At 53.6% G+C, this 17,497-nt stretch carries 15 protein-coding genes; all 15 read left to right on the top strand.

All coding sequences use genetic code 11. The features are described 5' to 3' along the window. Positions 1-13 precede the first annotated feature (13 nt). The 15 genes from ihfB to HWV67_RS28945 all read left to right on the top strand — a co-directional run bounded on the left by ihfB (position 14) and on the right by HWV67_RS28945 (position 17,468). Complete coding sequence (gene ihfB / locus HWV67_RS29015; protein WP_095155499.1) at positions 14-313, top strand: integration host factor subunit beta; 300 nt, start codon at positions 14-16, stop codon at positions 311-313. A gap of 21 nt (positions 314-334) precedes the next feature. Continuing rightward, positions 335-565 (top strand): lipopolysaccharide assembly protein LapA domain-containing protein, encoded by a 231-nt coding sequence (locus HWV67_RS29010; protein WP_175653721.1) that lies wholly within the window; start codon positions 335-337, stop codon positions 563-565. A 134-nt stretch (positions 566-699) separates the two neighbouring features. Further along, a complete protein-coding gene (locus HWV67_RS29005) occupies positions 700-2,178 on the top strand; it encodes an MBL fold metallo-hydrolase (RefSeq protein WP_175653720.1) in 1,479 nt (492 codons plus the stop codon). A gap of 392 nt (positions 2,179-2,570) precedes the next feature. After that, positions 2,571-3,629, top strand: coding sequence for an LPS O-antigen chain length determinant protein WzzB (locus HWV67_RS29000; protein ID WP_175653719.1), 1,059 nt, complete (start codon positions 2,571-2,573; stop codon positions 3,627-3,629). 260 nt (positions 3,630-3,889) lie between these two features. After that, positions 3,890-4,210: an IS66 family transposase gene (locus tag HWV67_RS28995; RefSeq protein ID WP_175653718.1), complete on the top strand. Its 321-nt coding sequence runs from the start codon at positions 3,890-3,892 to the stop codon at positions 4,208-4,210. Between the two features lie 652 nt (positions 4,211-4,862). Beyond that, complete coding sequence (locus HWV67_RS28990; protein WP_175653717.1) at positions 4,863-5,429, top strand: acyltransferase; 567 nt, start codon at positions 4,863-4,865, stop codon at positions 5,427-5,429. Positions 5,430-6,291: 862 nt separating this feature from the next. Beyond that, on the top strand, positions 6,292-7,566 hold the full coding sequence (locus HWV67_RS28985) for a Wzz/FepE/Etk N-terminal domain-containing protein (protein WP_175653716.1): 1,275 nt from the start codon (positions 6,292-6,294) through the stop codon (positions 7,564-7,566). Positions 7,567-7,890: 324 nt separating this feature from the next. Next, the gene (gene rffA, locus HWV67_RS28980; protein ID WP_175653715.1) at positions 7,891-9,024 is read left to right on the top strand and encodes a dTDP-4-amino-4,6-dideoxygalactose transaminase; all 1,134 of its coding nucleotides are present in this window, start codon (positions 7,891-7,893) and stop codon (positions 9,022-9,024) included. Further along, positions 9,021-10,313 carry an O-antigen translocase gene (locus HWV67_RS28975; protein ID WP_256680227.1) on the top strand — a complete coding sequence of 431 codons (1,293 nt, stop codon included), beginning with the start codon at positions 9,021-9,023 and terminating at the stop codon, positions 10,311-10,313. Before rffA ends, HWV67_RS28975 begins: the two co-directional genes overlap by 4 nt. Further along, complete coding sequence (locus tag HWV67_RS28970; protein WP_175653714.1) at positions 10,297-11,589, top strand: glycosyltransferase; 1,293 nt, start codon at positions 10,297-10,299, stop codon at positions 11,587-11,589. Before HWV67_RS28975 ends, HWV67_RS28970 begins: the two co-directional genes overlap by 17 nt. Next, positions 11,586-12,539 (top strand): hypothetical protein, encoded by a 954-nt coding sequence (locus tag HWV67_RS28965; protein ID WP_175653713.1) that lies wholly within the window; start codon positions 11,586-11,588, stop codon positions 12,537-12,539. Before HWV67_RS28970 ends, HWV67_RS28965 begins: the two co-directional genes overlap by 4 nt. Before the next feature lie 393 nt (positions 12,540-12,932). After that, positions 12,933-13,967, top strand: a complete 1,035-nt coding sequence (locus HWV67_RS28960; RefSeq protein WP_175653712.1) for a polysaccharide biosynthesis protein — start codon at positions 12,933-12,935, stop codon at positions 13,965-13,967. 3 nt (positions 13,968-13,970) lie between these two features. Beyond that, positions 13,971-15,083 (top strand): UDP-2-acetamido-2,6-beta-L-arabino-hexul-4-ose reductase, encoded by a 1,113-nt coding sequence (wbjC, locus tag HWV67_RS28955; RefSeq protein WP_175653711.1) that lies wholly within the window; start codon positions 13,971-13,973, stop codon positions 15,081-15,083. Between the two features lie 24 nt (positions 15,084-15,107). After that, the gene (gene wecB, locus HWV67_RS28950) at positions 15,108-16,238 is read left to right on the top strand and encodes a non-hydrolyzing UDP-N-acetylglucosamine 2-epimerase (protein WP_175653710.1); all 1,131 of its coding nucleotides are present in this window, start codon (positions 15,108-15,110) and stop codon (positions 16,236-16,238) included. Between the two features lie 6 nt (positions 16,239-16,244). Next, positions 16,245-17,468: a glycosyltransferase family 4 protein gene (locus HWV67_RS28945; protein WP_175653709.1), complete on the top strand. Its 1,224-nt coding sequence runs from the start codon at positions 16,245-16,247 to the stop codon at positions 17,466-17,468. The last annotated feature ends 29 nt before the right edge of the window (positions 17,469-17,497 follow it).

Raw genomic sequence — 17,497 nt, 5'->3', positions numbered from 1 at the left:
AGAAGGGAAAAAGATGACGAAGTCGGAGCTTATCGAACGTATTGTCACCCATCAGGGGCTGCTCTCATCGAAGGATGTTGAGCTGGCCATCAAGACCATGCTTGAGCAGATGTCCCAGTGCCTAGCTACTGGCGACCGCATTGAGATCCGGGGCTTTGGTAGCTTCTCGCTGCACTATCGCGCTCCGCGCGTGGGGCGCAATCCCAAGACCGGGCAATCTGTCAGCCTTGACGGAAAATTCGTGCCGCATTTCAAGCCCGGCAAGGAGCTGCGCGATAGGGTCAATGAAGAAGATGAGCTTCCTGAAGACTGATCTGTGCAAGAGGATTTGATCATGCGCAATATCAGGCGCCTTTTGTTGGTGCTATTTGTAATCGTGCTGGCGGCGCTGGCTTTATTCTTTGTCCTGGAAAACCAGCAGTCAGTCGTGTTGGTATTTTTTGGTTGGACTGCTCCAGCCGTTCCTGTCGCGGCACTTGTGTTGGCTGCGCTTGTTGCCGGTCTGGCCGTTGGCCCGTTGTTGGGCGGCCTTATCGTTCTCAAGGCTAGGCGTGGTCTGAGCTGAAACTTCATCGGACTCCTGGGTTTACAAGACGTCGTAATCCAGACGACTCCTACAGCCTCTACGGAATTTTCCTGCTGAGGGCTCCGAGTTAGATGTGGGGTAATGCTGCTCCTGGTCCAAGGAGTGCAGGCAGCATGGTTTTCCCCATCATTACCCATCACGGGGCCACGCAGGGCGTTACAGGCTCGTGTCATCAGCTTCATCTTGATGCGCAATGCAGCGTGCTGATTGACTGTGGGCTGTTTCAGGGGGTGGAGGCATCTACACAGCCATACCCGGTGATTGATTTCCCTGTTGAGCGTTTGAAGGCCCTGGTGGTGACCCACGTCCATCTGGATCACGTGGGACGCATCCCCGACCTGTTGGCCGCAGGCTATCGCGGGCCGATTCTCTGCAGCGTGCCCTCTGCGAAGCTGCTTCCTGTCGTGCTTGAAGATGCTATGAAGGTTTCCGGGCGTTGGTCGCCCGATGCTATCGAGCGCTGCCTGCGCCTCCTGAGTGTTGCCACTACCCCTTTGGCTTTCGATGAATGGCACGACATTGCTGATGTTTCGTTGTCGAGTTGTCGGGTGCGGCTACAGCGTGCAGGGCACTTGCTGGGTTCAGCCTATGTTGAGTTCGATATCCAGGGGCCGCAGCTGGAATCTGATTGTCGCGTGGTGTTTTCGGGTGATCTTGGTGCGGGAAGCAGTGCTTTGTTGCGTCAATCCCATTCGCCGGAGCGTGCAGATATCCTGGTGCTCGAAAGTACCTACGGTGATCGCTTGCATGCAGGAAGTAGCACCCGTCGGCGGCGTCTGGAGCAGGTTATAGAGCGTGCACTTGTTGACCGCGGTACGGTGTTGATCCCTGCATTCAGTATCGGGCGCACGCAGGAGTTGCTCTTCGAGCTTGAGGGTATCCTGCATGACAAGGCTCTTCTGATGCCGGATACCGGAGCCGGGCAGGTGGCATCCTCCACTCAATTGATCGACTGGCCACAGTTGCCGGTGATCCTAGACTCGCCATTGGCCGGCCGGCTTACTCAGATTTATCGTGATCTGGGTTTGTACTGGAATGAAGACGCTCGCCAGCGTCTGGCACAAGGGCGCTGCCCCTTTAGTTTTCGTCAGTTGATCAGCATAGACAGCCATCAACAGCATCAGCAGGTGGTCAACTACCTTGGCAGTACCGGCCGCCCGGCAATCGTGATTGCGGGTAATGGCATGTGCACGAGTGGTCGAGTTGTCAATTACCTGAAGGCCATGCTTGGCGATTCAAGACATGAGGTTGTGTTCACTGGTTATCAGGCACGGGGTACGCCTGGTGCGGTCATTCAGGCGAGTGAAGGCGCTGAGGGCTTTGTGATGGTCGACCTTGATGGGGAGATGCGCGAAATCAAGGCAAAGGTCACCACGGTCGGTGGATACTCGGCTCATGCCGACCAGGCTGGGTTGGTGGAATTTGTGGCGGGCATCCCCCGCTGGGCGGGTAGGATCCTTTTGGTTTATGGTGGTGCTTCGGCGAAGCAGGCGCTGGCGGTTGCGTTGAGGCCGCGTGGGGCAGAGCGGGGAGTATTGGCGAGAATCGAGGTTCCAGATGGTCGATCGCCTGACGGAGTGCCAGGAACTTGAGTTCGTATTGCTCCTCTGATGGGGTTGTACGCAAAGGCGATATCTGTCGGGAGCAGGCTACAGGTGTTGGTCCGGGGATTCCTTGCTGATGGCAGGATTGGAAAAACCTGCTTATCAGGTCAGGTTACGTCCATTAAGCCGAGTGGATATGATGCTTGTCCCATGAGTCCTTGGCGCTGTGCTGGGCGGACGAATGCACTACGCTAACGATAGTGGTGTTGGCTTGGAAGCAGGGTTGCTCTGCTGGTAGGCCCGCCACTTGAGAGCGGATCGTAGTAAGCCAATGAGGAAAATTGGCACGTTTTGACTTTCAATCGATCACGGTCGCCGTGTTGACGCTTTCATGCCAAGCCTAATAATTAGAAAAATTGACCCGAGGAAATCGAAGGTAAATGCACAACGACTATGAGCGCTCAAGAAATAATGATGAAGTCGATCTGGTCGAGTTACTTGCGGTAGTGCTAAGGGAAAGGTTTTTGATAATCACTCTCGTAATTTTGGCTGCATTGGGCTCTACCATTTATGTGTTGTTGGCCGCTCCGGTTTATGAGGCGAAGGCGGTTGTCGGACCGCCGACTCAGAGCGATATTTCGCAATTGAACTACGGACGTGGAGGTACATCGGACTTGGCGCTTTTGAAGGTCAAGGATGTCTACGATGTATATGTGAGCGCACTTCAATCGGAGTCACTCCGCCAAAAATTTTTCCGCGAGGTATATCTGCCTTCCTTGTCGGGAGATGATCGCTCGGGTGGGCAGGATGATTTGTATCGACGCTTCAATGAACTGTTAACGGTCCAGGTCGATCGCAAGGAGCCGTCGCTGCGGTTTGCCATAACCGTTCGTCTTTCCGACCCGCAAACGGTAACTCGCTGGGTGGTGCTGTACGCGCAAATGGCCGGTGCTCTAGCCAAGCAGGATGTTCTGGAGGACATCAAGGGGGATGCCGCTATGAAGGCAAGCCACTTGCAGCAACAGATATCCAGTGCGCAAGACAGTGCGCGCAGGCTGCGAGAGGATCAGATAACCCAGTTGCAAGAGGCATTGAGAGTTGCCAAATCCATCGGACTGGAGGATCCGCCCATCATATCCAACTCCATGTCGGTAGAAGTTTCTGCTGGCATGGAAGGAGCGCTTACCTACATGCGAGGAAGCAAGGCGCTGGAAGCGGAAATAGATAACCTGCAAAAGCGCCCATCTGACGATCCGTTCATTGACGGTTTGCGTGAGAAGCAGGTGGCTATGGCGGTATATCGTGCTTTGGAGGTAGATCCTTCCGCCGTGAGGGTTTATCGACAGGATGGTGATCTGGATATTCCAGATGGGTCGGTAAAGCCGCGCAAAGTTCTTATTGTGCTTCTCTCTACGCTGTTTGGCGCCGGCGCGGGTGTGTTTTTCGTGCTTGCTCGGCACTTCTGGCGGGGTGTGCGATCACGATATTCATCTGTTTGATTGAGAGATTGGTGCGCTGTTTGCCTCTCTCTTGCTCGCGATCAGAGGGACTGGCAAATAGATTCTCGCGCAACCGTCCGCAGAAGGTGTTGGCTTCAGGATTCGTGGACTGGCGGGTGCAAACCAGCGGACCCGCCCTTTGCCTGCTGGATAATCCTATGTGGCGAGTATCATCACTCGCTACTAAATCTGATGCGTGATCGTTTTCTGGAAAGTCCGATGGTCCACTGCGATGGCCAGCGGGTTGGAGGCTGGACAAAGTGAGCTCCCAAGTTACGCCGCAAAGTTTGCTGGGCAAGGCTGTGCACTATCTGGCAAATAAATGGAGCCGGTTGGGGGGGGTATGTCGGCGCTGGCAATTACCAATTGATAAAAGCCTTGCGAAGCATGCGATAAAGCCCGTTGCCATCGAGTGCAAAGCGTGGTTGTTCGGCGACACGCCCAAGGCCGTCAAGATCAACCGCTGCGAGTCCTATGCGTGGTTGTGCCAGGTGCTTGGGCGACAGTCGCGGCCTCTCAATCACAGTCTACGAAGCATTGCTGTTGTGAAACTGCTCGCCAGAAACGCCACGGGAAACTGAAGCCTCATTTTGTGGTAAATGGGGTGTCTGGATTGCGCTCTCTTTTTTGCATGCTGCTCACGTGAGGACCGTATAGGTGTTCCAGGCTTTTGGCTGATAGGGCCAGAGCGCCGAGCGAGTTCGGGCCTTGAGCAGTGTTGCCGGGATTTAACGGATTTATATTCGGGGGTCAGGCATGCGCTCGGAGCTCCCAGTCCCGGAAATGCTTCGGTTGTTTGTCCGGGCGGGTTGGTGTTAGCGTTGGGCTGCCTCCGTTAGTCGCTGAATTATACGCAGAGTAATGAGGGTTAGGCTCTGTATGAAAAGCCTTGATACTCGGTGATGCTGCGTTGAAAACAGCCTCGTGCGCGAGCCCGGTCGGAATGCTCATTTACAACCCGTAAACGTCGAGCGCGACCCCGGCCGTTCCTCGGCTGTTTTCGCCTTGCCTGACCTTCGTCTCAAGGCATTTCATACAGACCCTAGGGGGCGGAGGTGCTTAGTTACCGATGGGGTGTTCGTGCGGTATCGTGGCGTGCATCTTGTAAGATGAAGTCTGGAAAGCTTATGCAGGCAAGCGCACATGTGCTTGCCTGCATTGGCTTAATTTTGGTTGTGTGGTCCGTGCTGGTTATGGCTGTTTTCAAGCTTGCATGGGTTGCAGGGGGTGTGTGTGGCATATTTGACGAATGATCAGCTCCAGGAAATGGGTTTCAAGTTTCTTGGTAAAGGTGTAAAGATAAGTGATAAAGCCAGTATTTATAATGCAGATCAAATAGAAATAGGCGACTACTCTAGGATCGACGATTTTTGTGTTATTTCTGGGCGGGTTGTGTTTGGCAAGTACAACCATATAACCCCTATGTGTCTTGTTGCTGGTGGTTTGCCGGGTATTTTTTTTGCTGATTTTTGTACGCTGGCTTATGGCGTCAAGGTGTTTTCTCAGTCAGATGATTATAGTGGGGAGACGTTGGCGAACTCGCTACTTCCCAAAAAATACAAGAATGAATTTTTTAGCTCGGTAACTATAGGAAAGCATGCGATTGTTGGTGCGGGGTCAACTATTTTTCCGGGGGCCAATATCGCAGAGGGTTGCTCGATTGGTGCAATGAGCTTGATGCTCAAGAGCACAGATCCGTGGGGTATCTATGTCGGTATTCCTGGGCGGCGGGTGAAAGATAGAAAACGAGACTTGCTGGCTTTGGAGGCAGAGTTCCTGAAAGATCAGATTTCTTCTTGATTCCAGGTTATGCGCTGCCCCTGGGTGAGCTCACAGAGATGAGAGCTTGCCTCGGGTGGAGCGACTTGAGGACTTAAACCCTTAGCCTGGCTGTGAACGCTTTTGAGTCTGTCGCCAAGTGTAGGCTCAATGCGGGCTTTTGGGGTTAGGGTGGAGCAGGTTGTTGTCTGGAATGGGCGAGTATTCTGCTCGAGGCACTTTATTTCAGAGGGGGCATAAGCCCTACCATCGAAGCCATGCTGAGTATCCAGTTGCAGTGGGGCTGATCTCCACTGCTCGGCCTTTCCGTGAGGGGTGCAGCGCCATGCTCGCCGTGGTGAGCCGCTTTGCTTGGAGGGCATACCGTACTCCTGTTCCTGGAGGCACCAGGATCATGGGCTTCCAGTCATCTGCTGGAACCTTTCGTGGCAGTTATTTTGGGCGCCGCCAACGGTTTCTTGCGAGGCAAGTGGTCTGCTCGCTCGGTTTCTTGCTTAAGAGCTTCGCTGCTGGTGGGTTTCTGTCTGGTTGCGCTCAATGGGATGTGGCGGCGCTGCAGTCAATTAGTCTGCGTCACCTTTTTCGGAGTTTTGCACTGGCATTGCTGATATCGGAGGTCGCGGTCGGCAGCAACTGTAGGGCCTGTGGGGCGCCAAATCACTAGAAAAAATCTGCTGTGGAAGAGCAAATCTGCGATGTGGAAGTAGGACAATTTTGGCGGCTGCTTGGGTTCAGATTGATAACTGGCTCTTGTATTATTATGGAAATTTGTCAGAATCACGGGCTTTCCGAGTTTAATTGCTTAAGCGCAGGGATGCACTATGAAGTACGTAGTTCTTGCGGTTCAGCGATTTAATGTTCCCCTTGCCGCCAGATTTTTCTTATGACTACTTTAGCTAGAATTCCCGACCGTACGGCCGGCGAGGTCGACATTTCGGCGTTGATCCTCGGTGTTTGGGCGCAACGAAAACTGGTGGGCGTCAGTGCCGCGATCGGAGGCGTACTGTTTGCAGCCTATGCTTTTTTCGCCACTCCTGTGTACGAGACCACCACACTATTGCGTGCCGTACCGCTCAATGAACTCGATGCGTTGAATCGTTCCAATCTTTATGACCTTCCGCCCAAGCGGGCATTGCTGGAGGTTGGGGACGCGTTGCAATCCTACGAGGTCAGATTGGCCTATTTCCGTGAAAATCGTGATCTGTTTTCTCGCTTCGATGACCCGAGCCATTCTCTCGAGCAGAACTTTGAGGAGTTTAACCGCGAAGCGCTGGAAATTAAGCTCCCTGACGCTACACGCCCCTACTTGACACTGGAAATGACGTATCCCGAAGGGGTTGCGGGGCCCCAGATTGTCAATAGTTTCGTTGAGTTTGCTATCAACAAGAAGCGCCAGGAAATCAGCGCCGACATGGACGTGATTGTTCGTAACCGTTTGAGCGAGCTGAACTCGCAGGTCGAGGCTGCCAAAGCAGTTTATGACAGCGACAAGCAGACCCGGATTGCTTCGTTGATCGAGGCCGACCATGTCCAGCAGGCGCGTCTCGAGGACGAACTCAAGGCGTTGCGCCTTCAATTGAAGACGGGGCGAGGGGATCGGATAACTCAGTTGGATGAGGCGATCGCAATTGCAACTTCGCTGGGTATCAAGCGCCCCAGTACGCCGTCCTCCATGGGGGATGTAGAGAGGGCGGGGGCCGCCAACGTGGTACGCACCGAGGTCAATGGCCAGAGTCTGCCTCTCTATTTCATGGGGAGCGATGCATTGCAAGCGGAGCGTAAGGTGCTCCAGAGCCGAAAGAGCGATGACTTCACCGCTGGCCGTATAGCCGAAATCCAAAAAGAGTTGCGGTTGTTGGCAAACAACCGGCAAGTGGAAGCGCTGAACGCGCGCAAGGATGAGTCGGTTTTTCTGGACGGGCTCGAAGGGGTGCGCAAGGAAATGGTTCGCTTGAAGACGCTTGACATCAACCTTGATCGATTGGGGCTGGTGTCGGTTGATCGCAAGGCATTGCAACCCACCAAGCCAGTGAAGCCCAGGCGGTTGCTCTTGTGCGTTGGTGGTCTTGCTGCGGGGCTTTTTCTCGGCTTGATCATTGCTGCGTTGCGTTATTCCATGCGTCAGCGTGTTCGGAGCCCCCGCGAAGCTGGTATCTAGCAGGACTGATGCGGCGATAGCACCATTGACCATCACTCGGTGGCGGCAAGCAGAGAACTTACTCGTTTCTGCTGACCGTTTCATCGAGGGAACGCGATATGATTCGTGATGCGGCGGCTTGCTGTGAAACTGCCCCAGGCGGTGTGTAGTTGCAGCAGTCGTTTTAGTTTAGAGGTCGGCAGCGGGCAAGTGCCTGTCACCAATTACCCGACAACGTATGGCATCTGCTTGATGCGAACGGGAAGGTTTGTGATTGGCGGTTGCTGGTCTGCAAGCACAATGAATGTGCCGAAGCTTGATAATGAATTCTAAGTGAGCAGAGATATGATTCCATTCAACAAACCACCTTACACCGGCGACGAGGACAGTCATGTACTCAAGGCTATGCGCGCCGCAAAGATGTCTGGCGATGGTGAGTACACAGTCCGCTGCCATGAATGGTTCGAGCGTAATCTAGGGAGCCCAAAGGTCCTGCTGACGCCATCCTGCACGCAAGCGTTGGAAATGGCGGCTCTGCTCATTGATATCCAGCCGGGTGATGAGGTCATCATGCCGAGCTACACCTTCGTAAGTACGGCGAATGCTTTCGTGCTTCGGGGTGCCAGGATCGTTTTCGTGGATGTGCGTCCCGATACCATGAACATTGACGAGACGCTTATCGAGGCGGCGATCACCGAGCGCACAAAAGCTATCGTTCCCGTTCACTACGCCGGTGTGGCGTGTGAAATGGATGTGATCATGGCGATCGCGGACAAGCACAACCTCTATGTCATCGAAGATGCCGCGCAAGGCATGATGTCTACCTACAAGGGAAAACCACTGGGGACCATTGGCCATTTGGCGGCCTACAGCTTCCATGACACAAAAAACTATACGAGTGGCGGCGAAGGCGGCCTTCTGCTGATCAATGACAAAAAGTTCATTGCGCGTGCAGAGATTATTCGGGAAAAGGGTACTAACCGTAGCCAGTTTTGGCGCGGCATGGTCGATAAATACACTTGGGTAGATGTTGGTAGCAGCTATTTGCCTTCGGAGTTGCAGGCGGCTTACCTGTACTCTCAACTTGAAAATGCCGAGCGGATCAATAGTGCTCGTCGTCGACTGTGGCATGGTTATTATGAGGCGTTCTCCGGCCTCAGCGGCGCATTGCTCGAGCTGCCGGTGGTCCCGCAAGAGTGCGAGCATAATGCTCATATGTTTTATTTGAAGCTGGCTAGCTTGCAGGTGCGCACGGCATTCATCGATAGCCTGAAGGCTCAGGGCATCATTGCGGTCTTCCACTATGTTCCACTTCATTCCTCTGCGTATGGTGCAAGCTGGAGTACTTTCCATGGAGAGGACAAGTACACCACGCAAGAAAGTGAACGGCTGGTGCGGTTGCCGATCTGGTACGGCATGACTGACGCAGAGCAGTCCAGCGTTATTGCGGCTGTTCGGAAAGCGCTGGAAACGGTGTGAGTCGATACAGCGCGATCAAGAGTGCTTTCCTGACAGGTGTTGCTCATCTGTCAAGAATTGCGGTTGCCTTTTTGCTCATAAAAGTAATTGCCTACTATCTCGGCCCGGACGGGCTGGGCGCTCTTGGGCATTTCATGAGTTTGGCAACCATGCTTTATATGGTTGCCGGTGGAGGCATCACCAACGCTGTGATCAAGTACTCATCTGAGTACAATCAGTCTCCGCGCCGCCTTGCCCGGGTGGTGTCGGCTTCTGCCAGCTATTCGCTTGTATGCTGTCTGGCAGTCGGCGTGATTGGTATCGTTTTCAGCAAACCCGTGGCCGGCTTCGTATTCAATGATAGCGGCAAGTGGTGGCTTGTAGTTCTGTTGTCTCTGGCACAATTTTGTTATGCCTACGTCAATATTGTTGTCGGGGTAGGGAACGGATTGCTGGCAACCCATGTCTACTCCAGGATTCAGATCATTGGCAGCTTGCTTGCAATGTCGCTTGTTGCATGGTTGGTGCCAGTTTTGGGTTTTGAAGGTGCGGCGTTGGCCACGATTGCCATTTATCTGGCGCCGGTCTTGCCTGCCATTTACTTTCACTTGCGCTTCAGGCTCAGACGGCATGTAAGGCTTGTGAAGTTATCTACTTCAGAGGTTCGCGGCTTTGCAAAGTTTAGTGGCATGATGATTGTTAGTGCTGCTAGCTTTCCTGTAGTAGAGATTACAGTTCGTCAGTTTTTGATCAATGGTTCTGGTTACGAGCAGGCGGGGTTGTGGCAAGGGCTGATGAAGTTGTCCTCTGCTTACCTGGGGTTCTTTACTATTTTTCTCTCCTATTATTTCATGCCGCTGATTTCCAGGGAGAATAATAAGGGTGTTATTAGAGGGCTCACGCTGAAAATGCTCTCGGCTGTGACGGTGTTGTTTGTTTTCGGGGCAAGCTGTTTATATGTTGGACGTGACTTTTTTATTGGTCACCTGCTTTCCGCAGAGTTTGGAAAGGCTGCAGATTACCTAGGGTATCAGCTTGTAGGTGATGGCTTCAGGGTTGCTGCATATGTCATTGGGTTTGTGGCTGTTGCTAAAGCTTCCGTTAAGCTGTATGTGGGCGCTGAAGTCCTGCAAAATGGTTTGTTTGTGTTGTTTGTCTATGGTTTTGGTGCGCAGTCGAGTGCTGTGCTGACAGTGGTTCAGGCTTACGCGCTGACTTACGTGATTTATTTCCTTGTCGCAGTCGCCTGCTTTGTTCTCTACGTAAGTCGTAAGTGTTCCGGAAGGGGGACTAATGCTGTTTCTTGCTAATGTGCTTGAGTTGAACGGTGGAACAACTTTCCTTTTGCGCGTGGCGAGAGAGTATGCATCCAGGGGGCAGCGAATTGGTGTGCTGGTAATGTTTGACATCTTTGATGAAAAACTTAAAGCACAACTGTCTGAATGTGCTGACCTGTATCGCCTGGGCGATTACTCCAGTGGAGCGCCTGCTCCGCTGTTCGGTTCTCAGTTGGCTACATTCATGCCACTTGATTTCGATCCCATCAACGAACTCATTTCTCGTCATGGCGGCCATGTGCATGTCATGGGCGTGTTTGGTGTTTTGCTGCTCAAGCGTTTCGTAGCAGCAGGCGTGACCCTGAAAAGCGTCAGTTTCGGGATCTACCATCAAAATGAGATTATGTACCGGAACGTTGGCGCTTACTTTTCGAAAAAAGCACAGGCGCTCTTCGCTGCCTTGCCTGCCTCCTCGATGGTCTTCTTCAACGAGCTAAACAAGCGTTCGCACGCGCATTTTTTTGATCGAGACTATAGCCTGTCTGAGATATTGCCCATCGGGGTCGAGTTGCCAGAGTGGAAGGGGCGTTCCGTCGGTGATGCTGATTCGTTGAGGATAGTGTCAATCGGGAATCTGCATCCTTTCAAGGCTTACAATGCTCACATTATCAGAATGCTGGGCAGGTTGCGTGAGTCACGTCCTGGGCTGATTTATGAAATCTATGGTTCTGGCACAAATGAGCTTGCGCTGAAGGCGTTGGCTCAGGAGCACGGTGTAGAGCACTGTGTCGAATTCAAAGGTGTCATTGGCTATAGCGATATCCCAAAGGTGTTGGCGGGTAGCTTTGCATTCGTTGGAAGCGGTACCTCCATCATTGAATCTTCAGCATTGGGTATTCCCTCCATTGTTGGCATTGAATCTATCCCCGAGCCGATGACCTATGGGTTCCTGTCGGATGTCGAAGGTTACTCTTATAACGAAATGGGTAGTGGGCAAGCGCTCGTGTCCATTGAAGAAAAACTGCTTTCCCTGACCGACCCCGATACCTGGACGGCGGTGGCCAATAGCTGTCGTGTAAAAGCTGAAACCTTCTCAATAGTTCATACGGTCAACGGGTTGGAGCGGATTTCGGCTGAGTCGAGCACGCTCTCCGATTTCAGGTCATGTGGTTACTCTAATTGCTTGGCTTTCCTGTCCTTTTTGGTATGGGGCGTAAAAGAAAAAACAGGATTCTCATCTGCATTCTCGATGCGTCGAGAGCAGGGTAGCGTGTCGGATTCATCTAGTGCGCCGGCGCGCAAGGCATGAAAGTCAACGCTGAAAAATTTACCGCTTTCTGTTGGGCGTTTCCTCTTTCTTGCATTGGCCTCTTGCTGCTTTCTTACGCTGTTGGAGGCGATCAACAGTTCTACAGGGCCTTTTATGAGAACATTCAGGGGCTATCGTTAGCCGATGGGTTCTATGCCTACAAAAATCAACTGGGAACCAGTGAGCCTGGTTACTTCCTGGTGGTTTATCTGGTTTCTGAGTGGTTGCCTAAGGATGTTGTATTTTCAATAGTCAATTTTATTTTTTATTATCAACTGTTTTTGTGGCTGCTTCGTCATAATGTGTCTCAGCTATTGTTTCCGTTGTTGGTCTGCAATTTCTATTTGTTGGTCCTTAGTTTTTCCGCAGAGAGGTTGAAGCTTTCGCTTGCTATTTTTTTAGTGGCCTATTCTTTGCGCGGAGTGCTGAAGTATGCATTGCTCGGGTTCTCGCTGATCAGTCATGTGCAGGTCATTCTTCTGTTGATAGGTACGCAGGTCGAGGCCGCGCTTCATGTGCTCCGGCGCTTGGTGCGCGGACGAGTGGGGTTGGGTTTTCTTTCGTTATTGTTGACAGTGGTTTGTGTGGCGGCACTGTTGCTCTTGTTGCGTGAGCATATTGAATCGAAGCTTTCTTATTACTATGGCGCCTGGGGTGGTCCTGCGGCAGTGGTTAAACCGCTCGTGTTCATGGCCATGGCGATTTTTTATTCCAGAGGGCGGGGTGCCGAGGCGTTTCTGGCATCGTTACCTATGGTGCTGGCTTCGTTCTTCATCGGTTCTGAGCGGGTGGTCATTTTTTCCTACTTCGTCTTCATGTACTACGCAGCACCGTATCGCAGAGGGTTGAATATTGGTGTTCTTGCCTCCGCACTCTTCTTTGCGTACAACGGCATCCATTTTTTAATGAGAATGATTGAGTTTGGTGACGGATTCGCAGGGATCTATTGATTTTTCGCGTGCAGGAAGGAATCTAGCGAAGAAAGCGGCAGGGCGGGGAGGTATTCCTGGCTGCGAGAGCCGGCAAGTCGGCGATTGGTGTCAAAACGCCATCCACTTCTCATGATCAGGGATTTCCAAGGGGCCCAATCGGGTTACTGTTTGGTTTACAATGGCGAAATTGTTCGCTTTTAGCTCGGGTTGATCAGTCGGGCGTGATTGCGGATAGGCCTCAGGATGTCAACTCGCTCAGCTGGGCATAAGGCCTGTGCCATCGAGTTGTAAGTGCACCCATCGGCTGGATGTTTAATACACGACAGACTCGCTCTCCGCACGCAGAAGCAATGACAGATATTGGAATCGGAAGCTTGCTGAAAGCGCCGTTCATGGACCTCGGGAAATACTATGTTTAGCGGAAAAACTCTTCTTATCTCTGGTGGCACTGGTTCGTTTGGCAATGCCGTGCTCAAGCGCTTTCTTGACAGCGATATCGGCGAAATTCGCATTTTCAGCCGTGATGAGAAAAAGCAGGATGACATGCGCAAGCGCTACGCGAGTAGCAAGCTGAAGTTTTACATCGGTGACGTGCGTGATTATCAGAGCGTTCTCAACGCCACCCGTGGAGTCGATTTCATCTTTCACGCCGCAGCGCTCAAGCAGGTGCCTTCCTGCGAGTTCCATCCGCTCGAGGCAGTGAAGACCAACGTACTGGGTACCGAGAACGTACTCGAGGCGGCGATCCAGAATGGTGTCAAGCGAGTGGTTTGCCTGAGCACGGATAAAGCGGTCTATCCGATTAACGCCATGGGTATTTCCAAGGCGATGATGGAAAAGGTGATGGTCGCCAAGTCGCGCAATGTCGACAGCGAGCGCACGATCATCTGTGGCACGCGCTACGGTAACGTCATGGCTTCGCGTGGCTCGGTCATCCCTCTCTTCATCGATCAGATCCGGGCAGGGAATCCCTTGACCCTCACTGATCCCAACATGACGCGTTTCATGATGACGTTGGCGGATGCTGTTGATCTGGTGCTGTTCGCCTTTGAACACGGCGAGAATGGTGACCTTTTCGTGCAGAAAGCCCCTGCCGCGACTGTCCAGACGCTGGCGCAAGCCTTGACCAGCCTGGTCGGAAAGCCTGAGCATCCTATTCAGATTATTGGCACGCGTCATGGTGAAAAACTTTACGAGGCGTTGCTCAGCCGCGAGGAACTCGCTTGCGCGCAGGACATGGGCGACTACTACCGCGTGCCACCAGACTTGCGTGACCTGAACTACGCCAAGTTCGTTGAGCAAGGGGAAGAGAAGATCTCTCGTGCTGAAGACTACAACTCTCATAACACTGAGCGTCTGGATGTCGAAGGCATGCAGAAGTTGTTGCTCAAACTTGAGTTCATGCAGGCGATCCAGCGCGGTGAGCACGCTGTTCCCGAGGAGTGATCGATGAACGTACTCATCACCGGCGCCGATGGTTTTATCGGTAAGAACCTGTTGGTGCATCTGCGGGAACTGAAGGATGTGGTTATCGACACCTTCACCCGCAGCGATGACGTGGCGGCGCTTGCCGAGAAAGTGGCCAAGGCCGACTTCGTCTTCCACCTGGCAGGTATCAATCGTCCTCAGGACCCGCAGGAGTTCACCACCGGCAACGTTGACCTGACCCGTGCCTTGGCCGACGCCTTGCGTGCAGGTGGGCGGCAGGTCCCTTTGTTGTACACCTCCTCTATTCAGGCCGCGGCTGACAATGTCTATGGCGTCAGCAAGCGCGGAGCCGAAGATGTTCTGCTCGAGTTGCAGGCCGTTATCGGTTCGCCAGTCTATTTGTTCCGCTTGCCGAACGTATTTGGCAAATGGGCTCGCCCGAACTACAACTCGGCGGTTGCCACGTTCTGTCATAACATCGCTCGTGATCTGCCGATCCAGATAAACGATGCGCAGGCACGTATCAACCTTGTTTATATCGATGACGTAATCCGATGCTTCCTGGAAGTGATGCGCGGTGAACACATCGGTAATGCCTATGTGGATATACAGCCTCAGTACGATGTAAGTGTGGGCGAGGTTGCCGAGCACTTGCATGCGTTCCGTGACAGCCGCGCCAGCCTGATTACCGAACCGGTGGGCACGGGCTTCCTGCGAGCACTGTATTCGACCTATGTCAGCTACCTGCCGGTGGATCGCTTCACCTATCAGGTGCCTAAGTATGGGGACGAGCGCGGGGTGTTCGTCGAGATGCTGAAAACCGGCGACAGCGGCCAGTTCTCGTACTTCACTGCCCATCCTGGTGTGACTCGCGGCGGGCACTACCACCATACTAAAACCGAGAAATTCCTTGTCATCAAAGGCACGGCAAATTTCCGTTTTCGCCACATGGTGTCCGGGGAGTTCTACGAACTGCAGACCTCTGGCGAAACCCCGGTCATCGTTGAGACTGTCCCAGGCTGGACCCACGACATCACCAATATCGGCGACACGGAGATGGTCGTCATGTTGTGGGCCAATGAAGTCTTCAATCGCGAGCTTCCGGACACTTACGCGAAGTCGCTGAGCGCCTGAGCGTCCAGATCACAAGGAATCGAAATGAAAAAGTTGAAGGTTGTCACCGTAGTTGGTACTCGTCCCGAAATCATTCGCCTGTCGCGTGTGATGGTAGCCCTGGACCAGCACTGCGAACACGTGCTGGTTCACACCGGACAGAACTACGATTACGAACTTAACGAAATCTTTTTCCAGGACCTGGGCATTCGCAAGCCTGACCATTTCCTCAATGCCGCCGGCAGTACCGGCGCAGAGACGATCGGCAACGTGATCATCGCCGTTGACAAGGTCCTTGCCGAGGTCGCGCCTGAAGCTCTGCTGGTGCTGGGTGATACCAACAGTTGCATGGCTGTGATTCCGGCCAAGCGCCGCAAGATCCCTACCTTCCACATGGAAGCCGGCAACCGCTGTTTCGACATGCGGGTTCCTGAGGAGATCAATCGCCGTATCGTCGACCACACCGCCGACATCAATTTGACCTACAGCACCATCGCTCGCGACTATCTGTTGCGCGAAGGCCTGTCGCCGGACATGGTGATCAAGACGGGCAGCCCGATGTTCGAGGTGCTCAACCATTACCGCCCGTCAATCGATGCTTCTGATGTGCTCCAGCGCCTTAACCTGGAGGCTGGTCGCTTCTTCGTTGTCAGTGCCCACCGCGAAGAAAACATTGATGCCGACCAGAACTTCCTGAAACTGGTGGATGTGCTCAACACCGTAGCTGAACAATACGGGTTGCCGGTGATCGTTTCGACTCACCCGCGCACCCAAAAGCGTGTCGATGCGTTGAACATCAAGTTCCACGCTAATGTGCGCCTGCTCAAGCCCCTCGGTTTCACCGACTACAACAAGTTGCAGTTGGCGTCGCGGGCTGTGCTGTCCGATAGCGGTACCATCAACGAAGAATCGTCCATCCTCAATTTCCCCGCCCTGAACCTGCGCGAAGCCCATGAGAGGCCGGAAGGTATGGAAGAGGCTGCGGTGATGATGACTGGCCTGGAGGTCGAGCGCGTACTTCAGGGGTTGGCGCTGCTGGAAAGCCAGCCTCGCGACGAGGTTCGAGGCTTGCGTCTGGTTGCCGACTACAGCATGCCCAACGTTTCCGAGAAGGTGGTGCGTATCATTCATAGCTATCGCGACTATGTAATGCGCACCGTCTGGAGAAGGTACTGATTGGTCATGGCTCAGCGTGTGCTTTTGTTGACCCAGTGGTTCGATCCTGAACCTACTTTCAAGGGCATCGTTTTTGCCCGGGCGTTGGTGGCTCAAGGCTTCGAGGTCGAAGTGGTAACCGGTTTTCCGAATTACCCCGGCGGCAAACTGTACCCGGGATATCGGATACGGCCCTTGCAGCGTGAGGTGATTGATGGTGTCCAGGTCACTCGGCTTCCGCTTTACCCCAGCCATGGACAAAGCGGCATTGGCCGAGTGCTGAACTATGCCACCTTCGCCGCGAGCAGCTTGTTGTACGGGCTCTTCGGTGCTCGTCGTCCCGACGTGATCTATGCCTACCATCCGCCGTTGACGGTAGGCATCAGCGCGGCGCTTATCCGTCTTTTCCGCCGTGTGCCGGTGGTCTATGACATTCAGGACATGTGGCCCGACACATTGCGTGCGACGGGTATGTTTTCCAACGAACGGGCGCTGGCCCTGGTCGGCCGGGTCTGCGACTGGGTCTATCGTCGAGTCGATCAGTTGGTCGTGTTGTCACCAGGTTTCAAGCGCTTGCTGATCGAGCGGGGCGTACCGGCGGAAAAAATCGACATCATCTACAACTGGTGTGCCGAAGACATGATCGGCTCACCCAATGCTTCGCTGCCTGAAGCGTTCCCGGACGACAGCACCTTCCGCGTGCTGTTCGCCGGTAACATGGGTAAGGCTCAGGCGCTGGGCGCTGTGATGGATGCTGCCGAACTGCTCAAGGCTCGATCCGCCAAAATCACCTTGGTTTTTCTTGGTGGAGGCGTGGAAGTCCCTCGTCTGCAGGAGATGGTTCGCGAGCGCCAGTTGGACAACGTGGTGTTTCTACCCGGAGTACCCATGGCTGAGGTCGGGGTTTACCTGGCCAGTGCCGACGCTTTGATGGTGCACTTGAAGCGGGATCCGCTCTTCAGCATCACCATTCCGTCCAAGACCCAGGCGTATATGGCCGCCGGAAGACCCATGATGATGGCCGTCGAAGGCGATGCGGCAGATCTGGTACGCAATTCGGGATGCGGGGTGGTCGCAGAGTGGGAGAACCCGCATTCGCTGGCCGATGCGATGCAGCAGCTGGCTGATCTCGATGCCGACACACGCAGGCAGATGGGTGAGAAGGGCAAGGCCTATTACGAGCAACACCTGTCGTTGAAGGTCGGGTCGGAGCGGTTTGGCGAGCATTTTCGGCGTTTGGGCAAAAAGTAGTCATTGTCCGCGCTGCAACGATAAATCCG

This window comes from Pseudomonas sp. Marseille-P9899, from assembly GCF_903166565.1.
GTDB classification, from domain to species: Bacteria; Pseudomonadota; Gammaproteobacteria; order Pseudomonadales; family Pseudomonadaceae; genus Aquipseudomonas; species Aquipseudomonas huaxiensis.
This window is presented reverse-complemented; position numbering and strand designations above follow the sequence as displayed.

What these genes read in the sequence shown, in the direction of transcription:
- wbjC (WP_175653711.1), top strand. Translation starts at nt 13,971, where the DNA reads ATGAACGTACTCATCACCGGCGCCGATGGTTTTATCGGTAAGAACCTG.
- HWV67_RS28970 (WP_175653714.1), top strand. Translation starts at nt 10,297, where the DNA reads ATGCTGTTTCTTGCTAATGTGCTTGAGTTGAACGGTGGAACAACTTTC.
- HWV67_RS28985 (WP_175653716.1), top strand. Translation starts at nt 6,292, where the DNA reads ATGACTACTTTAGCTAGAATTCCCGACCGTACGGCCGGCGAGGTCGAC.
- HWV67_RS29005 (WP_175653720.1), top strand. Translation starts at nt 700, where the DNA reads ATGGTTTTCCCCATCATTACCCATCACGGGGCCACGCAGGGCGTTACA.
- HWV67_RS29010 (WP_175653721.1), top strand. Translation starts at nt 335, where the DNA reads ATGCGCAATATCAGGCGCCTTTTGTTGGTGCTATTTGTAATCGTGCTG.
- HWV67_RS28960 (WP_175653712.1), top strand. Translation starts at nt 12,933, where the DNA reads ATGTTTAGCGGAAAAACTCTTCTTATCTCTGGTGGCACTGGTTCGTTT.
- rffA (WP_175653715.1), top strand. Translation starts at nt 7,891, where the DNA reads ATGATTCCATTCAACAAACCACCTTACACCGGCGACGAGGACAGTCAT.
- HWV67_RS28965 (WP_175653713.1), top strand. Translation starts at nt 11,586, where the DNA reads ATGAAAGTCAACGCTGAAAAATTTACCGCTTTCTGTTGGGCGTTTCCT.
- HWV67_RS29000 (WP_175653719.1), top strand. Translation starts at nt 2,571, where the DNA reads ATGCACAACGACTATGAGCGCTCAAGAAATAATGATGAAGTCGATCTG.
- wecB (WP_175653710.1), top strand. Translation starts at nt 15,108, where the DNA reads ATGAAAAAGTTGAAGGTTGTCACCGTAGTTGGTACTCGTCCCGAAATC.
- HWV67_RS28945 (WP_175653709.1), top strand. Translation starts at nt 16,245, where the DNA reads ATGGCTCAGCGTGTGCTTTTGTTGACCCAGTGGTTCGATCCTGAACCT.
- ihfB (WP_095155499.1), top strand. Translation starts at nt 14, where the DNA reads ATGACGAAGTCGGAGCTTATCGAACGTATTGTCACCCATCAGGGGCTG.